This window comes from Pseudoalteromonas sp. SG41-1 (assembly GCF_014164575.1).
Taxonomy (GTDB): Bacteria; Pseudomonadota; Gammaproteobacteria; order Enterobacterales; family Alteromonadaceae; genus Pseudoalteromonas; species Pseudoalteromonas rhizosphaerae.
Map to the genome: position 1 here is coordinate 20,998 of NZ_JACJFL010000010.1, position 20,797 is coordinate 41,794.

The 20,797-nt window shown below is 39.3% G+C and carries 17 protein-coding genes; 5 read left to right on the plus strand and 12 right to left on the minus strand.

Annotated elements, in window-relative coordinates; translation table 11 throughout:
• Nucleotides 1-345: 345 nt before the first annotated feature.
• From bamE to H5203_RS22860, 7 genes are all read right to left on the minus strand, one after another.
• A complete protein-coding gene (gene bamE, locus H5203_RS08480; RefSeq protein WP_145241390.1) occupies nt 346-708 on the minus strand; it encodes an outer membrane protein assembly factor BamE in 363 nt (120 codons plus the stop codon).
• A gap of 416 nt (nt 709-1,124) precedes the next feature.
• Complete coding sequence (locus H5203_RS08485) at nt 1,125-1,538, minus strand: DUF4019 domain-containing protein (RefSeq protein WP_145241388.1); 414 nt, start codon at nt 1,536-1,538, stop codon at nt 1,125-1,127.
• A 120-nt stretch (nt 1,539-1,658) separates the two neighbouring features.
• The gene (locus H5203_RS08490) at nt 1,659-2,003 is read right to left on the minus strand and encodes a 5-carboxymethyl-2-hydroxymuconate Delta-isomerase (RefSeq protein ID WP_182731460.1); all 345 of its coding nucleotides are present in this window, start codon (nt 2,001-2,003) and stop codon (nt 1,659-1,661) included.
• Nucleotides 2,004-2,117: 114 nt separating this feature from the next.
• Nucleotides 2,118-4,541 (minus strand): ATP-dependent helicase HrpB, encoded by a 2,424-nt coding sequence (gene hrpB / locus H5203_RS08495; protein ID WP_182819592.1) that lies wholly within the window; start codon nt 4,539-4,541, stop codon nt 2,118-2,120.
• 175 nt (nt 4,542-4,716) lie between these two features.
• Complete coding sequence (locus H5203_RS08500; RefSeq protein ID WP_257324018.1) at nt 4,717-5,211, minus strand: LuxR C-terminal-related transcriptional regulator; 495 nt, start codon at nt 5,209-5,211, stop codon at nt 4,717-4,719.
• 59 nt (nt 5,212-5,270) lie between these two features.
• Nucleotides 5,271-6,410 carry a DUF5666 domain-containing protein gene (locus tag H5203_RS22855; protein WP_310736549.1) on the minus strand — a complete coding sequence of 380 codons (1,140 nt, stop codon included), beginning with the start codon at nt 6,408-6,410 and terminating at the stop codon, nt 5,271-5,273.
• A gap of 6 nt (nt 6,411-6,416) precedes the next feature.
• Nucleotides 6,417-7,022 carry a DUF5666 domain-containing protein gene (locus H5203_RS22860; protein WP_259401925.1) on the minus strand — a complete coding sequence of 202 codons (606 nt, stop codon included), beginning with the start codon at nt 7,020-7,022 and terminating at the stop codon, nt 6,417-6,419.
• Nucleotides 7,023-7,413: 391 nt separating this feature from the next.
• On the opposite strand from H5203_RS22860, the gene H5203_RS08510 reads away from it, so the two are divergent.
• Together H5203_RS08510 and H5203_RS08515 are read left to right on the plus strand one after the other, a co-directional pair.
• Entirely contained in the window at nt 7,414-8,046 is a 633-nt protein-coding gene (locus H5203_RS08510) for an RpiB/LacA/LacB family sugar-phosphate isomerase (protein WP_182731463.1), read from the plus strand.
• A 332-nt stretch (nt 8,047-8,378) separates the two neighbouring features.
• Nucleotides 8,379-8,576: a CsbD family protein gene (locus H5203_RS08515; RefSeq protein ID WP_145241378.1), complete on the plus strand. Its 198-nt coding sequence runs from the start codon at nt 8,379-8,381 to the stop codon at nt 8,574-8,576.
• A 64-nt stretch (nt 8,577-8,640) separates the two neighbouring features.
• Here the strand turns inward: H5203_RS08515 and H5203_RS08520 are convergent, their stop codons facing one another.
• Entirely contained in the window at nt 8,641-11,748 is a 3,108-nt protein-coding gene (locus H5203_RS08520) for a VCBS repeat-containing protein (protein ID WP_182819593.1), read from the minus strand.
• A gap of 211 nt (nt 11,749-11,959) precedes the next feature.
• Here H5203_RS08520 and H5203_RS08525 point away from each other — a divergent pair, with 211 nt between their 5' ends.
• Nucleotides 11,960-12,127, plus strand: coding sequence for a hypothetical protein (locus tag H5203_RS08525; protein WP_310736440.1), 168 nt, complete (start codon nt 11,960-11,962; stop codon nt 12,125-12,127).
• A gap of 64 nt (nt 12,128-12,191) precedes the next feature.
• On the opposite strand, the gene H5203_RS08530 is transcribed toward H5203_RS08525, so the two are convergent.
• The 4 genes from H5203_RS08530 to metA all read right to left on the minus strand — a co-directional run bounded on the left by H5203_RS08530 (nt 12,192) and on the right by metA (nt 17,922).
• Nucleotides 12,192-12,950: a hypothetical protein gene (locus H5203_RS08530; protein WP_182819594.1), complete on the minus strand. Its 759-nt coding sequence runs from the start codon at nt 12,948-12,950 to the stop codon at nt 12,192-12,194.
• A 326-nt stretch (nt 12,951-13,276) separates the two neighbouring features.
• A complete protein-coding gene (metH, locus tag H5203_RS08535) occupies nt 13,277-15,907 on the minus strand; it encodes a methionine synthase (RefSeq protein ID WP_145241372.1) in 2,631 nt (876 codons plus the stop codon).
• Nucleotides 15,908-15,917: 10 nt separating this feature from the next.
• Entirely contained in the window at nt 15,918-16,985 is a 1,068-nt protein-coding gene (locus H5203_RS08540; protein WP_145241370.1) for a homocysteine S-methyltransferase family protein, read from the minus strand.
• The gene (metA, locus tag H5203_RS08545) at nt 16,975-17,922 is read right to left on the minus strand and encodes a homoserine O-succinyltransferase (RefSeq protein WP_149982020.1); all 948 of its coding nucleotides are present in this window, start codon (nt 17,920-17,922) and stop codon (nt 16,975-16,977) included. The genes H5203_RS08540 and metA overlap by 11 nt, the downstream gene beginning before the upstream one ends.
• A gap of 167 nt (nt 17,923-18,089) precedes the next feature.
• Here metA and H5203_RS23120 point away from each other — a divergent pair, with 167 nt between their 5' ends.
• Nucleotides 18,090-18,989 carry a DMT family transporter gene (locus H5203_RS23120; RefSeq protein WP_145241366.1) on the plus strand — a complete coding sequence of 300 codons (900 nt, stop codon included), beginning with the start codon at nt 18,090-18,092 and terminating at the stop codon, nt 18,987-18,989.
• A 93-nt stretch (nt 18,990-19,082) separates the two neighbouring features.
• Nucleotides 19,083-20,756: an energy-dependent translational throttle protein EttA gene (gene ettA, locus H5203_RS08555; RefSeq protein ID WP_145241364.1), complete on the plus strand. Its 1,674-nt coding sequence runs from the start codon at nt 19,083-19,085 to the stop codon at nt 20,754-20,756.
• The last annotated feature ends 41 nt before the right edge of the window (nt 20,757-20,797 follow it).

Below are 20,797 nucleotides of genomic sequence, written 5' to 3' on the forward strand. Positions count from 1 at the left end.
ATAAAATACTCTTATAAAATATCATCTAAAAGGCTGGCTTGTTCTGGACAATCTCAGTAAGCATGTAGCGAATCTTCTACAACTTAAGACCCATACCTTTTTAATTAAATTATTTTAATGTTCACCGGCACTTTCAATGCATAATAAAATTAACACACTCAATAACTTATTTAAATAAAAAGTCATTAGACTAACAACCAGCCTATAATTTACTTTAAAATAAATATAAAACTTAATGACCATTTAATATAAAAAAGTGATTGATTTAGGGAGAGGATAAATAATAGGGGTATTACGACTACTAAGCAGCCGTAATAGAAATGCGTTGAAATAGATAGTTACGAGTTATAGGTGTGAAGAACTACCAGCTGATTCATTGAATGATAAACCTGATACAATGCCTTTAGCATTAAAACGGATTGTTACATTCTTTGTCTCATTTTGAGAACCACCGACATGGCCTGCGTATGGAATAAAGCCTACACCACCGCCTTGACCTTCGCTGTAGCTGTATGTCCATACAACTTCGTCATTACCTATATCATTAACGCCCATAGGGTCGCCAATCGCTTCTTTGACTTGCTCTTGAGTTGTTTCGCCTTTTTTGAAGCCTTTTACAACTTCCATATCAAAATCACGGCCTTGTGAGGTGCTATTACATGCGGCCAAAACAAACGCCATTGCAATTGTTAATAATATCTTTTTCATGTCATTCCTTAATAATTATCTTTTAAATTCCATTTCAACGCGATTAAGCGCGTTAATTATGAACAAAAAAAATAAAATATCAACCCCAAATGGAAACATATTAAAGATAAAAAATTAATCAGTAAAAATGTATAATAAAATAAAAAAACAAATACTATAATTATAAATGTTTCAATCCCACTTATGATTAGATATTACTTTCCAACCCACTATAGCTACCATTTTATACCATGATTTCATTTGGATAACTTACTCACTAGTAGAGCGCAACAATCCACAACTAAAGTAAATTAATGCAACATCAGCAACAATAAATGTCATTATCATTATTTTATTTTTGTAAACTCCAATTTTTAATAATTATTTTATATTTTTTATTTCGTTAAAAAATACAGCTGTAGTAATAATAGGTTAATTCACTGGATAAAATAACCAATCACTTGCCATTGCTCAGCAGATTTTTTTAATGTCACGGTTTCAATCGACTGTGCTTTATTTTCAAAATCAGTTTGAAACTCTAAAATCACATAATCACCGTCGGGCAGTTGCGGTATTGAGGTTAACACTTGACGACTGATACCTTCGCGAGATGTAACAGCACCTAGCGGCGTACGAACTTGCTCTAACTTAGATACCCAAAGCGCTTGCGGTACATTTTTTTGAAAAAACGCCCCAGCCTGCTGCCAACTGTTTGCGTATTTACCACTATCAACAACTTCTAACCAGCTAGTCGCAGGGGCGATTTCTGTTGATACATCAACAACCCTTAGCGTCTGAGACCACGTTAATGTGCTTATAAATAAACATAAAACAACAATTATATTTTTCATGGTGAGTCCTTTTTTCTATCAAGTTATTTTGCCTCAAGCACAAAATCACTGTTCAACTTTGCCATAAATGATTTTCAAAAAACAATCTGCACTGTCGAAGCATCGCTCACTATGTTCTGCTTAAAGCTGGCTTTTATTACAATATGTTGCCTTTTCAAAGTCACTGACATTCATTGCAATATTGTCGATATGTGGGAACATCTGAGTAAGTTTAGTCACTATCGCTTTTGATAATTCAGCTTTTTGCTCAGTCGTTCGCCCCTCCATTATATATCCAAAAACATGAATAAATTCGTGCTGTTTATTACCCACTAAATAACGATTATACGGGTTTACTCTGACTTTAATTTCATGCTCAGCGAACAAATCCGATGCGTTTGCAGTGTGATGAATTTGTTCATTAATGGTATCTTCATCATGATGAGTCAAGATACTCTGCGAGCAATCTATAATAAAGTGTGGCATTAAATAACTCCTTATTTATGCAGTCAATAAGTATTTAACTTACCTTTTTTTAAACTATAAAACACTGCTTAATAGTCAATTTTACTCTTGCTAACTTTGTCCTTGCTAACTCCTTCACATCTTACTTTTAACTTTACTCGTAGCCGCACTGGTGGCGGGGTTATCAGGCCAAAAGTGTTTTGGATAACGACCTTTCATTTCTTTTTGCACCTCCCGATAGCTGGTTTGCCAAAAGCCAGCAAGATCTTGTGTTAGTTGTAAAGGTCGTCTTGCTGGTGAGAGTAGTTCCATTAATAAGGGTAACTTGCCTTGCGCTAATATTGGCGTACTGGTCATGCCGTACACTTCTTGCATACGAACACTGAGTTTTGCAGGGCCGTCGAGTTGATATTCAATACGAATATTTGAGCCACTTGGAACTGACACTCTCAGCGGGAATAAATCATTTAACGCATTTTGTTGTTGCCAATTAAAACAACTTTGCAAGGCATTAAAGTAGTTAAACTTTTTCAACTGTTCGAGGGTTTTTATATCTTCCAGAAAAGCACCTAACCAAAGCTGTGCGTCATCGATTAAGCTTTGTTTAGTGATGACAGGAAATTGCTCCGGCACTAAATTACTGGCTAAACACATACGAATAAGTAACTGCTCACTGTCGCTTTGCTCATTAAATAATTCAAAGCCTTGTTTTTGAAATAAAGTTAACCACGCTTTCGCCCGCTCACTTTTATCAAGCGGATGTTTACTCGGTTGGCTAGTAACTGTAATTGCCCCTAGTTTGACTTCATCTTGATGAATAAAGCGCCCTGTTTTTTCGTCAAATTCACAGCGCGTTTGTGCAGTAAATAAATGTGTCAGTTCATCCTCAATCTCTGCAGGAGTAAACGCAACAGCTGCAAAAATACGACTGCCTTTTTGGCCTCCCATTGAAGCAATTGCAAGGTAGTCATCGTTATGCCAATGCTCGTTGTTTAGCTCAGCACCTGCGCCATTGGCAAGCAAGTAACCATTGCCACGCTTTTTAGCTAATCGATCAGGAAAAGCAAACGCCACCAGCAAAGCCAAATAAGTGGTTTGTAGTTCGCGTACTTCAGTTAGCTTTAATCGCTTTAACCAAAATTTCAGTTGCTGTTTAAATACCGGATGTGGCCGAGCATGTTGGCTGTGTAATGCTAAGCTTAAATCTGCAGCATGACTAATCCGACTCTCTAATAACGCAATTAAATACGCCGCTAATGTATAAATACCTGGCATCTGAGGTTCGAGTTGCTGCGCTTTAATTAGCATGTGCGCTAGGCGAATATCCGCGCCAAAACTTAGCATACGTGTACCGAGGGGGGTCAATTTATTGTTATTATCGAACGCCTCTAACATTTGCAGTAATTTTGTTGCTTGCTGTATTTGTTGTGCTGTTGGACTATCTAACAAGCTTAGATCAGTTAACTCCGCGCCCCAGAATTTTGCCTCCAATAATAATTGGCTAATATCAGCACTTAAAATTTCTGGCGCATCATGGCTATTACGCCGCTCAAAGGTTTGTTTTGAACCAAGCCTATAAACTACACCGGGCTCAATACGCCCAGCCCGCCCAGCTCGTTGAATTGCCGATGAGCGAGAAATACTTTGTGTGGTGAGTTCAGTAACGCCAGTTTTTAAATTAAAACTAGCAGCGCGGCGCTTGCCACTATCAACCACAATACGAATACCTTCAATGGTTAAGCTAGTTTCGGCAACATTGGTGGTCAGCACCACTTTACGAGTACCTTTTGCCGCAGGGGCAATTGCAGCTTGTTGAGATGCTTTATCTTGTTCACCAAACAGAGTAACTACATGGCAATTTGCAGGCAAATCTGACAGCGCTTGTTGTACGCGGTTGATCTCATATTGACCGGGCAAAAAAACTAACGCACTGCCTGTTTGTTCAACTAAAGCTTGTTTGATAATACTGGCCATAGCGTCAAGCCAGCGGCTTTCATCTTTAATGGGTATGTAAATTTCATCGATGGGAAAGCTACGCCCGTGGGAACTAATAATTGAACAATCAAAAAACTGCTGATAGCGTTCGCTATCAAGGGTTGCCGACATCAATAAAATCGTTAAATCATCACGCAGTGCAGCTTGAGATTCTAATGCAAACGCTAATGCGGTATCGGCCGCAATAGAGCGCTCATGAAATTCATCAAATATCAGTAGGTCAACGCCACTGAGCTCTGGGTCGTTTTGTAGCATACGCGTGAGCATGCCCTCAGTAACAATTTCAAGGCGGGTATTAACACTGACTTTGGTTTCCTGCCTGATACGTAAACCAACGCTTTGCCCTACGGTTTCGTTTTGGCACTGTGCTAAATAGTTGGCAATATTACGTGCAGCTAAGCGACGCGGCTCAAGCATGACAATGTGCTTAAAGTGCCCGTCGCGCATCAACTGCAATGGTAACCATGTTGACTTACCCGCACCCGGCGGCGCTTGCAGTAAGGTAATCGGATCACTTTGTAATGTAGTAACGAGTTGTTGATATATGTCTTGAACCGGCAGCACAGCTATTTATCCTAAATTGCTTTGTTAGCATTGTAACAAAAAACAATTGTGTGGCAGCGATTGATACTATTAATATTTAATACACATCGGCGTTTTGTGTTATCAAATTAAATATTATTGAAACAGTAAACCGACTGAGCGCAACTACCTTTATTTATGAAAGACTTAAAAAAACTTACAATAACATTTCAAAAAATAGAGCCGCGAGCTCATGCCTGCCAGTTACATCAGCCTTTTTATAAATAGCAGACGATTGATTACTAATGGTTTTTTCTGATTTATTTCGAATGCTAGCAATCTCTGATGTTGATAATCCCTTTACTAAAAATAGTGCAATCTCTTTTTCAGCAGCCGTTAATCCCCACTTTTGGAACTGCCCTTCAATTTCATTAAAAAATGCGACTTTAGAGTCTTCTAATTGCTGATTAAGAAGCCTTATATTTTCTTTCGAGACCTTTAACTGCGCCAAGTTTAACTTTTCATTAATAGTGCGCTTATGAATATCAATCACTAAATAAACGAACAATGCTAACGATAAAGCAATTAGCGTGATTTCTTGCCAAATATGCTTAGGTTCTATATTGCTTGAAATATCAGTTGATAAATCAATCAACTTAAAAATAACGATCATAATCAATGTGAATGAAATTAACTTATCTTTATGCATCATTTTTACCTAGCCATAAAAAAGCCACAATAATGTGGCTTTATTTATTGTAATACGTTTCTTTACTTTAGCTCAGCTTCAGAAACAAGGATATATTTATTTTCCACCCATTGACTTTCAACTTCAATGGTACGACCCACGGCTAATGCCTCCATAAAAGTTATCAAATTTACATCTCGATCATTTAGCTCTAATTCTGCATTTTCCGATAACTGCACTTCGTAACCATTTAGCATAAAGCTCTTATTTGTTAAAAGCTGAGTAATGGTTCCTTCTAATTCAACATAGCCGACATGCTTATCATCGTTGCCATTGTCATCATCACCATCGTCACCTCGGTCTGCATCGCCTCCATCATCGTCGCTGCCATCATTATCATTGCGGCCAAGTTCAACCTTACCAAGAATAAATAAGTTATTAGTGTCGTATTGCCCTTCGACTTCAACACGATCTCCAACAATTAGTTGACTTAAAAACGTTGTAAAAGAAACTAATGCATCATCTATGATATATTTTGCATCAGTAACTAACACTATTTCAGCACCGTTAACCGTAATTATATTGTTTGAAATTGCAGTTACTTGCCCTTTCATTTCCCATTCTTGTTGATATTCGTGTTGATCTTCTTTTTCAATTTTTAAAACACTAGGCAGTGGTGATGTTTGCAGGTAGGCAATTTCAACATAATCATTAATATTTAAAGTGGCAAAACTAAAGTACTGCTCATCATCATCTTCAAAACGGCTAAATTCATTAATTACATATACCACAGCATTAACGGTGATAGTTTTGTTTTCACGGTCTATATCTTCTATAACGCCTTTTACTTTACCGTCTGATGAATAAGAAGACTGTTTAAATTCGATAGAAGTGACTAAATTGTTATTAACATAAACCTCAACAAACATACCCACAGTTAAATCATTCAGTGCAGCCCCTTCAATCTCAACATCATTTGCATAGTCAAATATTTGCCCATTAACCCCAATAGATGTTGCGCTTACTTGGGTAATTAACCCCTCTATTTGGTAACGTAATACGCTATCATCATCAATATCAAGTGACTCTTTAACGGTTCTAGCATCAACCTTATTGGCAACCATTACCCCGTCAACTAAATTGCCTTCAACTTTAACATAGGTATTGTTTGCTAATACGCCATCAATTACAGCCGAGCTATAATCAATAACAACGCCATTAATAGTAAACTATAATGTTGCCTCGTCTAAATTAGATACAATCCCAGCAGTATATTCATGCCCATCATTACTTTCATCGGTGTCGGCTTCAATGTATGACGCTAAAAAAGTACCGTCTGCTTGCGGGTAGCCGCTTATCTCGACCCTTTGCCCAACACCAATCAGTGTCTCTGAAGTATCAATAAAGTGCGTTAAATCATTATAAAAAACAACTGTATTCGCAATCTGTATTTGACTATTGTTACGATCAATACTTTGAATTACACCTTCAACTTCAGTGTCGTATGCCACGTCTTGCGCAACCCATTCGTCTGAGTCATTTTGTTGCGCTGAAAAACTAATTTTCATACCAACACTAAGCGCGCTTAATTGAGTGTTTAAGCCATTTTTCCTAATATTACTCGTATCAGTATTATATTTAATACCATCAACATAAATACTCCCAAAGCCAGTGATCGTACCTTGTGTTACAACAAGCTTAGGAGAAATTGAAACGGGAGGGGTTATCGGATTAACAACTATAGAGTCTGGTTGTTCACTTTGATTAGAGCCACCGCAAGCGGTCAATATGGTAAGTGCGCTTAAAGTGAATATATGTTTACTCATTTTTTTCATACTAATAATCCTAGGGTTAATTGTATTTACTGAATACATACTTCAACAACACTATTGACCTAGATATTGCTTTAGTAAATAGGTAATTTTACCTACGTTTTTAACATACTGTTTTTTATAAAAGAAAAAGCAAGCTAGGGGTATTAGGATTAAGGTAACCACAATAATGAATAAAAACATCTGCTGTTATGTAATTAACAAAAAACTGAAAACATCGAGTTATGCATAGCCACTATTTAGAAAAAGGGAAGCAAAACTCAAAGTTCGAATAGGTTACTAATTATTCTCAGGCAACTTACATAAGTAATAATATGTAATAGACAACAATATTTGCCACCGGTAGCATTGATATGTAGAATCAACTCAACGTTAACAAAATTGGTAGAGTCAAATGAAAATCGCATTAATGAACGAATTCAGTCAAGCGGCAAAAAACCCTACAGTACTTGAACAGCTTAACACTGTGGCTAATGCCCAAAATCACCAAGTATTTAATGTAGGTATGGATGGCGATAACGATCATCGATTAACCTATATTCACCTTGGGATCATTGCAAGCCTACTGCTCAACTCAAAAGCGGTAGACTTTGTAGTTACCGGTTGTGGTACTGGCCAAGGCGCGTTAATGGCGAGCAATGCATTTCCTGGTGTAACATGTGGCTACTGCATTGACCCATCTGATGCCTACCTGTTTGCGCAAATAAACAATGGCAATGCACTCGCTTTACCCTATGCCAAAGGCTTTGGCTGGGGCGCTGAGCTTAATATTAAATACATATTCGAAAAAGCATTTACCGGCGAAAAAGGCCAAGGGTATCCTGCAGAGCGTAAAGAATCTCAAGTAACAAATGCAGGTATTTTAAATCAACTAAAAGCAGATGTAGCTAAAGATTACTTAAGCGCACTTGAAGCTATTGATCCTGAGCTGATTAAACAAGCCATTGGCGGCCCACGTTTTCAAGAGTGTTTTTTCACACATTGCCAAGACGACGCAATTGCTGCATTTGTTAAAGCGCGTATTTAAATATATCCGGTATTCGTACTGACTCTAATTAATACGCACACGCCAATGTAATATATAAATTTCATTGGCTTTTTTATATGAAATAGTTAAAGGAAAATTCTAAAAAGTGAATTTCCCACACAAATATTAATAATCAATCCCTACTTTTCAAGGTCGTAATAATTACACACATTAACGTAATAATTAAGCACACAATCTAATAGCTACCGAGAGAATAGATCGTAAAGCAATGATTTAAAATGAAATAAAATAAATATCTAGCATGGTATAGAGTTTGCTCTTTAATAACTGAACACGACAAGAAAATCACTTATCTATACAAGGAGTAAATTATGAATAGCGATCGTATTGAAGGTAATTGGAAAGAACTTAAAGGTAAAGCGCAACGTAAATGGGGCGACCTTACCAACGATGATTTAGATAAAATTGAAGGTAGTCGTAAAGAGCTTGTTGGTAAAATTCAACAAGCATACGGTAAATCGAAAGAGGAAGCTGAGCGCGAAGTTGATGAGTTTGAGAAAGGCCATTAACCTAAAGCATAGCAACTGCTTTTATAAAAAAACCGCCACTTGGCGGTTTTTTATCTATAGTAAGTTATTTTCTATAAATTTGTCGGCGTCTACCAAGAAGAGAAAACGATAGCAATGCAATTAGATAATAGATGCCACCACCTGAGCTTGAACTAGACTCAGATGAAGGCGCACCTTGCTTACCTTCAACATTCACGGTGACAGTTTGAGTCGCAGAGCTAGCAAACTTATCTTTAGCGATATAGCTAAAAGTAATCGTATGACTTTCTTCTTCAGTTGGAGTTAATTTAAACAACCCAGTATCAGCTTCAAAGCTAAAACTCCCTGAATTAGGCTCAGTTACTAGCTCATATTCAATCGTATCATCGTCATTATCTAGTGCTGAAAAACGGCCATTTACTTCGCTATTATAAGACGTTTTATAGGTTAAATTTTGAGCTTGTGGAGTCGTGTTTTTAAACTCGATAACTACATTATGTATTTGGGTTTCTATTAAAGAATCTCTGACTGTATAGCTTACTGACACTGGCTCAAGTGACTCCCCACTTGGCGAAAATGTAACACTCCCAGATGCAGCATCGATTAACTGAATCTGCCCATGCGCAGGCGTATTTTTAATATCAAATACCAGATTTTCTTCATCTTCATCTAGCCCCTCAAGGTTAAAATTAAGTGGCGTATTCCAATGTGTTTGCAGTGTCATGTTATTTGCAACCGGAGCCGTATTTGTCAAATCTAATGTTAAACTTGCTACAGCCGAACGCGCACGCCCTTTAACTGTATAGTAGTTAAGCACATCAGTACCGGTTGTAACTCCAGAAGGAACATAAGTCAACAATCCCGCTTTCCTATCACTGAACTCTACTTTGCCTAAGGTTGGTCTTTGATCCAATACAACATAATCAATATCATCAGCAACAGGTAAATCTATTTGAATACTTGATAACACGTGACCTGAATAGCTAATATTATCTGGTTTAGTTAAAGGTACAGCCGTTTGGTTAGAAAACACTTCTAATGACTTACCTGACAACAGTGTATAGTCAACATTATTGAACGTCGTACTTGCTAACCAACTAGCTTCGTTAGCTCTGTCGATCCTATATGAAATCGTATTATTATCTAAATCGTACTCACCAAATTGATCTGAACACGAATATTGCACAAATCCCGCTCTTACTGATACCAAGTTATTTAAAGTGCCTTGGCACACTTCAGCGATTAATGTTTCTTGACTGTTTAAAGCTACCTTATACAGCGACCCACTAGAGCTAGACGCTACTAAAGATTGTTCTCCGTTAGCAATAACATTAACTAAACCGTTAAAGCTTTGGCTTAGGGTAACCTTCATAATGGTATTGTTAGAATAATCATAACCAACTAGAGAACCATCCACTAAACTAACAATGTCGATATTGTCATTGTTAATAAAGCTTCCAGTTACTATTGAGCTCATTCCACGCCAAGAAAAACCCAAACTGGGCGATATTTTTAACACTTCCCCTGTTTGTCCATTTAAGACCTTGAAAAAATTCCCTTCACTGCCGGTATGTTCAGCACCATTGCCTACAATTATTTCTAGCTTGCCATCATTGTTGATATCAAACGCAGTTAACGCACTGACATAATCACCGCTACCAAGCTTTGTTTGAAATATCTCCTCACCACTATCAGGAGAAAAAACCTGAACATTTGCATCATATATTGCAGAACTACCAGAAATTATATAATTTTTACCGTCATTGAATAAATCAGCGGTAGTAATCAAAGTATTACTATCCCAGTCATTTTTCAGCTCAATATTTGTAAGAATTCTAGTTTTTGCTTCTGTATCAACAACATATAGAGAATTACTATCAGTTAGTGTGTAAAGTACATCTAAACTTCCATTATTATTGATATCAGCAAGCGCTAAAGATTTATTAGAATATTGCTTAATTTTTTTAGACCATTGCTTAGTTTTATCATCCACATTATGGATCTGAAACTCATCTTCACCTGAAGATGAATAACCCGCTCCCCAAGCAATATCCTGTTTGCCGTCACCGTTAAAATCGTCAACGACAATACCTGACACACCATGTCCAGGATTTTTTATACTCCAAAACTCAATACCAGTTGTAAGTGAAAGCGCGTACAACTGACCCCACTGGCCGTCACCGTAAACTAAATCATCGATGCCGTCTTTATTGATGTCTGCAACAATAACTTTATCAATATCTTGGCCACTCTGAGCTGTCCACAAAACTTTTTCTGTACTTGGGCTCAACATCTCTATGCTTTTCCAACTCTGCCCATTAATTACTTCGTCTAAGCCATCGTTATTTATATCCACTGCTATCAGGTGTTCGCCACTAGCATTTAAATTAAGTTGTTTATGCAGCACAAACGTATCATTTTCAAACCGAAAAACCGCACCATCACTAAATAGGATTTCTTTAACGTTAGCTTGAGTAAATGATCCCAGAACAAATTTTTGCTGTGCATTTTTAAGTGCTGCTAACTCAGACAGATCAAGAGCATTGAGCACTAACAGCTCATTGTTTCTATAAACAATAATCTCATCTTTGCCATCATTATTTATATCAAAAGCATCGACTGAATCAGCATTATAATAATCAAAAGTTAGCTCCGTGCTTAGTTCAACCTTTTGAGTGACTAAATTAACCTTTTTTAAAAATTTACCTTCTAATACATATAAATAATAGGTATCAGTCACATTATCCTTTAACAGTGCTGTATCTTGAATACTGCTGTCAAAATCATAACGAGCTGTTACCTGATACTCATCCTTCGTATATTCAATGATATTAAAGCTGCTCTGTTGGGCAGATATAATATGCATACTATTCAACCCTGTTAGCGCTGTAACATATAAGCCTTTTTGACCCATAGAGTTGTCTAATGAGAAATCACGAAATACACTTGTAAGTTCAATATTTTGGTTGTTAGTAGCAGTTTGAAAAGATGTATTATTTTTTGAAGGTGTAGATAATTTAGCTTTTGTAGTTAAGCTATCGAAGTGTGACTTATCAAAATTTATTTTTTGACCGTTAACTAAAACAGCATCACCATAGGTATTTTCTTGAGTATTTTGTAAGTGTTCTGCATCAGTAGCATTTACTGAATAAGCACTCATCATGAGTAAAGTAAAGCAAGATAATTTAATCAATTCCCTAATCCTTTGTATTTTATTTTTAATTATAATGATCCATTAGCACCAGCATTATATAACCAAACATTTAAAAATAAAGAACCCATTAACAAAATTCAACAAAGGTTAACAAAGTTAAAGCGTGGCTAGCACCGAGTAATGCATAACCATAACTTCGCAAATTTAAAACCAAACTCAATGGCCAATAGGTAACGAACTATTTATATGTATCTTAAATCAACTAAAAGCAGATGTAGCTAAAGATTACTTAAGCGCACTTGAAGCCATTGACCCTGAGCTGATTAAACAAGCCATTGGCGGTGCTCGTTTTCAAGAGTGTTTTTTCACACATTGCCAAGACGATGCAATTGCGGCATTTGTTAAAGCGCGTATTTAATAAAATAGCGCCCTATATTTAAGGGAAGCACACTCCCCTTTTTTGCATCTAAGATAATTAGCTTTTAACTTCCAGTGTTTATAATATCCTGAAACAAAATACGCTTATCGTCTTTGTATACTTCAAGCCAACCTGGTGGCGAGGTATCACAGCCGATCACTGTAACTTGTAATACATAGCTGTAACGGCCATTGTTAAATGTGTAGCTATGGTTACCACCGCTACCGTCAAACTTTATATCGCCATTAACTAAAACAATATCTGGTTTATCACTGAGTTTTTTATCAATACTCCACGATACATAGCGGAAGTTTCCATCCCCTAAGTCATCGATACGAATACGGAATTTAGCCGTTTGCCAATCTAAAATAGGCTCTGCAAAAGTATTAACACTTGGGTGCAGCGCTTGTTTATCAGCTGCTATTAAACGTTTCGCTAGCAACTGCTCTTTGGCTGTTTGGTAATTTATACCGATAATTTTACCGTCGGTATCAACCCAAACGATGCCACTATTTAGCATAATGCCGCGCCAGCCTATCTTATCCCAATCAGTATCGATATTTGAATTAGCAATCTGTGCAATCAGCTGCGGATCAAATACCTGCTCGAAACGTTCGACTAACTCAGCTTGATTATTAATAGCAGGCACTGGATAGCTGCGCTTTAACGGATAACTAACCAGCGCAGCAACCGCCGCTTTATCATCATCTTTAAACGCGGCAATAATAGATGATATATTTTGATGATACTGCTGCTCAAGCGCAAACGTATTTGATGCGAAAAGTAGAGATAAGCACAGTAAAGTGAGATTTAGAAACTTCATGTGTAGCCCTTTAGTTAAAATATTGATTAATAAGGAGACGTAAAGAAACTAGGCGTTAGGTAAAAGTCAAAGACAAGAAACAATCCCCTTATACCTACAGTTATAATTACAGTTTTTAAGTCGTTGCGAATCATTATAAGTTTACGCCTAGATAAATTCATAATGCTATTTTAGTGACTTATCCCCTACCAACATGACTTAAATTGCATCATTGAATAACTCCACCAAACAAAGGTAATAAATCACCAGCTCATACAATTATTATTCATAAAAAAACGAGCCTAATTTGACTCGTTTTTACTTATCACTTACCGCTTAAAGCTGCCCTATTCCGGCTCATACCCCAAATTAGGCGACAGCCACCTTTCGGCCTCTTCCAGCGTCATGTTGGTACGTTTAGCGTAGTCTTCAACCTGATCCTTTTGTACTGCCGCTACTGCGTAGTATTTAGCCTCAGGGTGAGAGAAGTACCAGCCTGATACCGCAGCACCGGGCCACATGGCGTATGAGCTGGTGAGCTGCATGCCAATGCGCTTTTCAGTGTCGAGTAGTTGCCAGATTTTCTTTTTCTCAGTGTGCTCTGGACACGCTGGGTAACCGGGTGCTGGGCGAATACCTTGATAGTTTTCACGAATAAGATCTTCATTCGCAAGGTTTTCGTCTGGGGCAAAACCCCAATATTCTTTACGCACTTGTTCGTGTAAGTACTCAGCAAAGGCTTCGGCGAGTCTATCTGCCACCGCTTTTACCATTATTTTGTTGTAGTCATCTTGCTGTGCATCGAACGCATCAGCTAAGTCGTCTTCTTCAAGACCGCCGGTTACCGCAAATGCACCAAAGTAATCAGGCGTGCCTTTCGGAGCGATATAATCAGCTAAGCAGTAGTTAGCAAAGTCGGTTTTTTCTGTTTGCTGACGTAAATGGCACGATGTGGTTAATAGTTCAGAGCGAGTTTCGTCTGTGTATATTTCAATATCGTCACCCACGCGATTAGCTGGGAATAAACCAATTACGCCAAGCGGTTGCAAACTGCCTGACTTTTCAAGGTCGTCAAGCATGTCGTTAGCGTCTTTAAATAAGCTTTGCGCCTGCTCGCCAACCACTTCATCAGTCATGATACGTGGGTATTTACCTGCGATTGACCAGGTCATAAAGTACGGCGTCCAGTCTATGTATTGTCGTAAAGTGGCTATCGAGACATTTTTAAACTCTGTCACGCCCAGCTTTTTCGGCACCGGTGGAGTGTAATTATCCCAATCAAGCTTGGCGGCGTTGTCGCGGGCACGTTGAATAGTAACCGGTTTTGAACGTGGTTTTTTGCGTGCTTGCTGCTCGCGTACTTTGACATATTCAGCGCTGGTTTTTGCTAAAAATTCAGCTTTATGCCCTTTCGACAATAAGTTAGAAACCACGCCTACAGCGCGACTGGCGTTATTTACATAAACCACGCCTTTGTCATATTGTGGCTCGATTTTAACGGCAGTATGCGCTTTTGAGGTAGTCGCGCCACCAATCAATAGCGGTAGTTCAAAACCACGGCGCTTCATTTCTTTGGCAACATGTACCATTTCATCAAGCGATGGTGTAATCAGCCCTGATAAACCAATGATATCGGCTTTTTCATCAATCGCGGTTTGCAGTATTTTATCGGCAGGCACCATTACGCCTAAGTCGATAACTTCATAGTTATTACATTGCAGTACTACGCCAACAATATTTTTACCAATATCATGTACGTCACCTTTAACGGTGGCCATCACGATTTTACCGTTAGTAGCCCCTTCTTCTTTTTCAGCTTCAATGTAAGGGTCTAGGTAGGCCACTGCGCGCTTCATCACTCGCGCTGATTTAACGACTTGCGGTAAGAACATTTTACCTGCGCCAAATAAATCGCCTACCACGTTCATGCCGTCCATTAACGGCCCTTCAATCACATGAATAGGCTTATCGGCAGCAGCGCGGCATTCTTCGGTGTCTTCATCTATAAAGGTAGTAATGCCTTTAACAAGAGCATGTTCAAGGCGCTTTTCAACTGGCCATGTGCGCCATTCTAAATCCTCTACGCGTTCTGCTTGCGCCATACCAGAGTATTTTGGTGCCAACTCTACTAAGCGTTCACCGGCACCTGGGTCGGTATTTAAAATAACGTCTTCAACCGCTTTTCGCAGCTCTGCTGGAATATCATCATACACAGCGAGTTGCCCTGCATTAACAATCCCCATATCCATACCCGCTTGAATTGCGTGATATAAAAATACTGAGTGAATAGCCTCTCGCACGGGGTTATTCCCACGAAACGAGAACGATACATTCGACACCCCGCCCGACACTTTACAGTGTGGCAAGTTTTGCTTAATGCGACGTGTACCTTCAATAAATTCAACTGCGTAGTTGTCGTGCTCTTCAATACCAGTTGCTACCGCAAAGATGTTGGGATCGAAAATAATATCTTCTGGCGCAAAGCCAATTTCATCCACCAAAATGCGGTAACTACGCTGACAAATTTCAAACTTGCGATCAGCGGTATCTGCTTGGCCGTCGGTATCAAACGCCATAACCACTGCAGCGGCGCCAAAACGTTTAATAATTTTAGCTTGGCGAATAAATGGCTCTTCACCTTCTTTTAGTGAGATTGAGTTTACAATTGCCTTGCCTTGAATACACTTTAAGCCCGCTTCAATGACTTCCCACTTAGAAGAGTCAACCATAATTGGCACGCGAGAAATATCAGGCTCGGAGGCAATCAAATTTAAAAACTTCACCATGGCGGCTTTTGAGTCCAGCATGGCTTCATCCATGTTGATATCAATAACCTGTGCGCCGTTTTCTACTTGCTCGCGGGCAACATTAAGCGCACTCTCGTAATCTTCTTCCATGATCAAACGTTTGAACATGGCTGAGCCGGTCACATTGGTACGTTCGCCAACGTTGGTAAATACTGCTATTTTTTGTGTCATCTCGGCTACCTTAGTTTAAATTACACGCTTCAAGGCCTGATAAGCGCATACGCACTTCAAGCTCTGGCAATGGCCGAGGTTTAACACCTTCAAGCCCTTTCGCAAATGCCCTGATGTGTGCAGGTGTGGTACCACAACAACCACCAACAATATTGATAAAGCCAGACTTGCCCCAATCGATAATTTCTTTCGCCATTTCAGGTGCTTCTAAATCATATTCCCCAAACTCATTGGGTAAACCGGCATTGGGGTGCACTGAGGTGTAAGTTTCACAAACACGCGATAGTTCTTCTACATATTGGCGCAGTAAATCTGGGCCAAGGGCGCAATTGAGACCAATTGAAATTGGCTTAATATGACGAATCGAATTATAAAATGCTTCGGTGGTTTGCCCTGACAGCGTACGGCCCGAGGCATCGGTTATGGTGCCAGAGATCATCACAGGTAACTTGCGACCGGCTTGCTCAAACGCTTCTTCAACCGCGAATGAAGCCGCTTTTGCATTTAGCGTATCAAAAATTGTTTCTATTAAAATGAGATCAACACCACCTTCCATTAAAGCAAGGGTTGATTCAACATACGCGGTGACTAACTTATCAAACGTGACATTGCGATAACCGGGGTCGTTCACATCCGGTGAGATTGAACAGGTTTTTGAGGTTGGCCCTAAAACACCCGCAACATAGCGTGGTTTAGCTGGATTTTTAGCAGTAAACTCATCACAAATACTGCGTGCTAATTTAGCTGACTCTAAGTTTACTTCACGGCTGATGCTGGCCATATCGTAATCTTCCATCGAAATTGTAGTCGAATTAAAGGTGTTGGTTTCGATAATATCGGCACCTGCATTTAAAAAGCCACGATGAATATCAGCAATAATTTTTGGTTGTGTAATGCTTAATAAATCATTATTACCTTTAATTAGCACATGCCAGTCTTTAAAGCGCTCGCCACGGTAATCGTGTTCTTCTAATTTGTGTTCTTGGATCATGGTACCCATAGCACCATCAAGAATTAAAATACGCTGTTTTAACGCTTCAATTAACTCGGCGCTTTTGTTTTCTAAATTATTCGGCATAGTTGTTAGTCCTTACGGCTTGGCTAACTAAATTAATATCATAGGGTGTGGTTTGGTACACATAATAATTTAACCAATTCGAAAACAGTAAAAAGGCATGGCTTTGCCAAGTTTTCGACGGTTCGTTATCTGGGTTGTTCTCTGGAAAGTAATTTTCAGGCAATGGCGCATCAGGGCCTTTTTCTAAATCGCGCTGATATTCGCCTTTTAAAGTGTCTGCATCATACTCAGGATGCCCGGTAATATACACTTGGCTGCCGGATTTATTTTTTATTAAGTAAGCGCCTACTTGCTCTGAACCTGCCAGCACAACTAAGTCATCACAAGCGTTAATTTTTTCAATATCAATATGACCATAACGCGAGTGAGGCACTACAAAGGTATCGTCAAAACCACGCGTTAAGGCTCCATGTTCAAAGTAACACTTATGGGTAAACACGCCACAGAGCTTATTTTCTTTTAGTTCACGCTTTAGATTATAATGATGAAATAAACCCGCGTGAGCCGCCCAACACGAAAATAATGTTGAGGTTACATGCTGCTCCGCCCAATCTAAAATTACTTTTAGTTCATCCCAGTAGGCTACATCGTCATATTCTAAATGTGCCAATGGTGCGCCGGTAATGAGTAATGCATCGTAATTGTTGTCTTTCACTTCAGAGAAATAACGATAAAAAGTGTCTAAATGCTGCTCTGAATTGCTACTGCTGCGATGAGTGTCTAAACGTAGTAGCTCTACATTCACTTGTAAGGGTGAATTAGCGAGCAAACGAATAAATTGCACCTCGGTTTCTACCTTATTAGGCATTAAGTTTAAAATCGCCAAGCGCATCGGACGGATCTCTTGGGTTTTAGCGCGGCTTTTTGGCATTACGAATACGTTTTCTTGACGTAACTTCGCAATTGCGGGCAATTCATCTTTAACGGTAATAGGCATACTCATCTCCAAGGCATAATTAACCAATGGCTAATTATGAACGGATAGCTGGAAATTTCAACCTCTAGATGTTTAGATGTCCAAATGAGTTTATTTTAACTATTCTTTTGCATTCTAAAAACCGCTCGCCATAATGCGCCTGTTGATTTTATTTTAAGGTGGTAAACGTGATTGATTGGCTAGGCTTAGGAGAATTTTTTGCTATATTAGCAGCTATTGTTTGGGCGCTTTCGACCATTTTATATAAAGGTTTTAGCCATCACTTAACGCCTATGCAGCTAAACATCAGTAAAGGCGTGTTAGCAAGTGCCATGATGTTAGTGACTATTGCGATTACTCAAGACGCTGCACTACCACATCATCTGACAAGCTGGCTTTGGCTAATTGCTGGCGGGGTGATTGGGATTGCGATTGGCGATAGCGCCTATTTTACTGCGCTGCGAAATATTGGCCCTGCTCGCACGTTAGTTATTGAGTCCCTTGCTCCAGCCCTTGTGGGGGTTTTTAATATCCTGCTATTAAATCATTATTTATCGCCATTTGCATGGTGCGGTATTGTACTTACAACCATTGGCGTAGTAATAGCAATCAAGCCTGAAAAAACATTGCCACAGGTTGATCATCAACATTATCGCAAAGGTGTTTTATGTGCCCTTGCAGCTGCTATCTGCCAAGCGCTCGGTATGGTGATGTCTAAAGGCGCACTCAATAATGAGCATATGAGTAGCTTATGGGCGGCATTAATTAGATTAGCAGCAGGTACGATGACTGTGGCCTTAGTTGTTGCAGTGTTTAAAAGCAGTGAATTTAAACAAGCACTAACTCTAAGGGGAATTAGCGGCAAACAATGGTTTTTTGCGGCTGTGTTTTTAGGCACTTTCCTTGGTTTATGGCTTCAACTTGGCGCAGTTAAATATACCGATCCAGCCATTGCACAAACGATTTTCGCAACCGCGCCATTAATTGTAATGAGCATTGGTTTTATAAAGCGCGAGCCCGTTACCAATAAAATGTTAATAGGCGGCTTGCTTGCTTTAATCGGTGTAGGAGTATTGCTCGCGAATTAGCACATTGTTATTTGGTTGATTCGTTGACTGTTTCACCTGTGAGCCACTACAATACAACATTGAAATTTTTATTATTATTTGAAGGCTCCCTCCATGGTTTTACCTGATAAGTTTATTTTCTCGATGAGTCGAGTATCTAAGGTTGTGCCACCTAAGCGCACTATCTTAAAAGATATTTCTTTGCATTTTTTCCCGGGCGCAAAAATTGGTGTACTTGGTTTAAACGGTTCTGGTAAATCAACGTTGCTACGTATTATGGCCGGCCTTGATCAAGAGTTTGAAGGTGAGGCATATCCTCAACCGGGCACTAAAATTGGTTACTTACCGCAAGAGCCTATTCTAGATGAAAGCAAAACGGTTCGTGAAACTGTGGAAGAAGCAGTCAGCGAAGTTAAAAACGCGCTTAACCGTCTTGATGAAGTATATAACGAATACGCGATGGAAGATGCTGACTTTGACGCACTAGCCAAAGAGCAAGGTGAGCTTGAAGCAATTATTCAAGCCCACGATGGTCATAACATCGACAACGTATTAGAGCGCGCCGCAGATGCCCTGCGCTTACCTGAGTGGGATGCTAAAATTGAATTCTTGTCAGGTGGTGAGCGTCGCCGAGTGGCTATCTGCCGCTTATTGCTTGAAAAACCAGATATGCTTATCCTCGATGAGCCGACTAACCACTTAGATGCAGAATCTGTAGCATGGCTTGAGCGCTTCTTGCATGATTACGAAGGCACTGTTGTGGCGGTAACCCATGACCGTTACTTCCTCGATAATGTAGCTGGCTGGATCTTAGAGCTTGACCGTGGTGAAGGTATTCCATGGGAAGGTAATTATTCTTCTTGGCTTGAGCAAAAAGATGCGCGCCTGCAGCAAGAGCAAAAGTCTGAAAAAGCCCGTCAAAAATCAATTGCACAAGAACTTGAGTGGGTACGTTCAAACCAAAAAGGTCGTCAAGCTAAGTCAAAAGCGCGTATGTCGCAATTTACTGAAATGCAGCAGTCTGATTACCAAAAACGTAATGAAACCAACGAGCTATTTATTCCACCTGGACCACGTTTAGGTGATCAAGTTATTGAAGTTAAAAACTTGAAGAAAAGCTTTGGCGATCGCGTGTTAATTGATGATCTAAGCTTTACTGTGCCTAAAGGCGCAATTGTTGGCATTATCGGTGCCAATGGCGCAGGTAAATCAACGCTGTTTAAAATGCTCAGCGGTGAAGACAAACAAGACAGCGGTGAAATTAACCTAGGTGAAACGGTTGAACTGGCAACCGTTGATCAGTTCCGAGGCAATATGGATGACAGCAATACTGTTTTCCAAGAAATTTCAAACGGCCAAGACGTACTAAAAATTGGTAACTTTGAATTCCAAAGCCGTGCCTATGTTAGTCGCTTTAACTTCAAAGGTAACGATCAGCAAAAATTTGTTAAGGACTTGTCAGGTGGTGAACGCAACCGCTTACACTTAGCTAAGTTATTAAAAGCCGGTGGCAACGTTATCCTGCTGGATGAGCCAACCAATGATTTGGACGTTGAAACATTACGTGCCCTTGAGAACGCTATTTTAGAATTCCCAGGCTGCGTTATGTGTATCTCGCATGACCGTTGGTTCTTAGACCGTATTGCAACACATATTCTTGATTACCGTGACGAAGGCCAAATTAACTTCTTCGATGGTAACTACACTGAATATGAAGAATGGCTTAAAAAGACCTTAGGCACTGCGGCTACGCAACCTAAGCGTATTAAGTACAAAAAGATAGGTTAAGTTCTAGGTTCTAAACATTTTTTAAGCCCCACATTTATGTG

What these genes read in the sequence shown, in the direction of transcription:
- bamE (WP_145241390.1), bottom strand. Translation starts at nt 708, where the DNA reads ATGAAAAAGATATTATTAACAATTGCAATGGCGTTTGTTTTGGCCGCA.
- H5203_RS08485 (WP_145241388.1), bottom strand. Translation starts at nt 1,538, where the DNA reads ATGAAAAATATAATTGTTGTTTTATGTTTATTTATAAGCACATTAACG.
- H5203_RS08490 (WP_182731460.1), bottom strand. Translation starts at nt 2,003, where the DNA reads ATGCCACACTTTATTATAGATTGCTCGCAGAGTATCTTGACTCATCAT.
- H5203_RS08500 (WP_257324018.1), bottom strand. Translation starts at nt 5,211, where the DNA reads ATGATGCATAAAGATAAGTTAATTTCATTCACATTGATTATGATCGTT.
- H5203_RS22860 (WP_259401925.1), bottom strand. Translation starts at nt 7,022, where the DNA reads ATGAAAAAAATGAGTAAACATATATTCACTTTAAGCGCACTTACCATA.
- H5203_RS08510 (WP_182731463.1), top strand. Translation starts at nt 7,414, where the DNA reads ATGAAAATCGCATTAATGAACGAATTCAGTCAAGCGGCAAAAAACCCT.
- H5203_RS08515 (WP_145241378.1), top strand. Translation starts at nt 8,379, where the DNA reads ATGAATAGCGATCGTATTGAAGGTAATTGGAAAGAACTTAAAGGTAAA.
- H5203_RS08530 (WP_182819594.1), bottom strand. Translation starts at nt 12,950, where the DNA reads ATGAAGTTTCTAAATCTCACTTTACTGTGCTTATCTCTACTTTTCGCA.
- metH (WP_145241372.1), bottom strand. Translation starts at nt 15,907, where the DNA reads ATGACACAAAAAATAGCAGTATTTACCAACGTTGGCGAACGTACCAAT.
- H5203_RS08540 (WP_145241370.1), bottom strand. Translation starts at nt 16,985, where the DNA reads ATGCCGAATAATTTAGAAAACAAAAGCGCCGAGTTAATTGAAGCGTTA.
- metA (WP_149982020.1), bottom strand. Translation starts at nt 17,922, where the DNA reads ATGCCTATTACCGTTAAAGATGAATTGCCCGCAATTGCGAAGTTACGT.
- ettA (WP_145241364.1), top strand. Translation starts at nt 19,083, where the DNA reads ATGGTTTTACCTGATAAGTTTATTTTCTCGATGAGTCGAGTATCTAAG.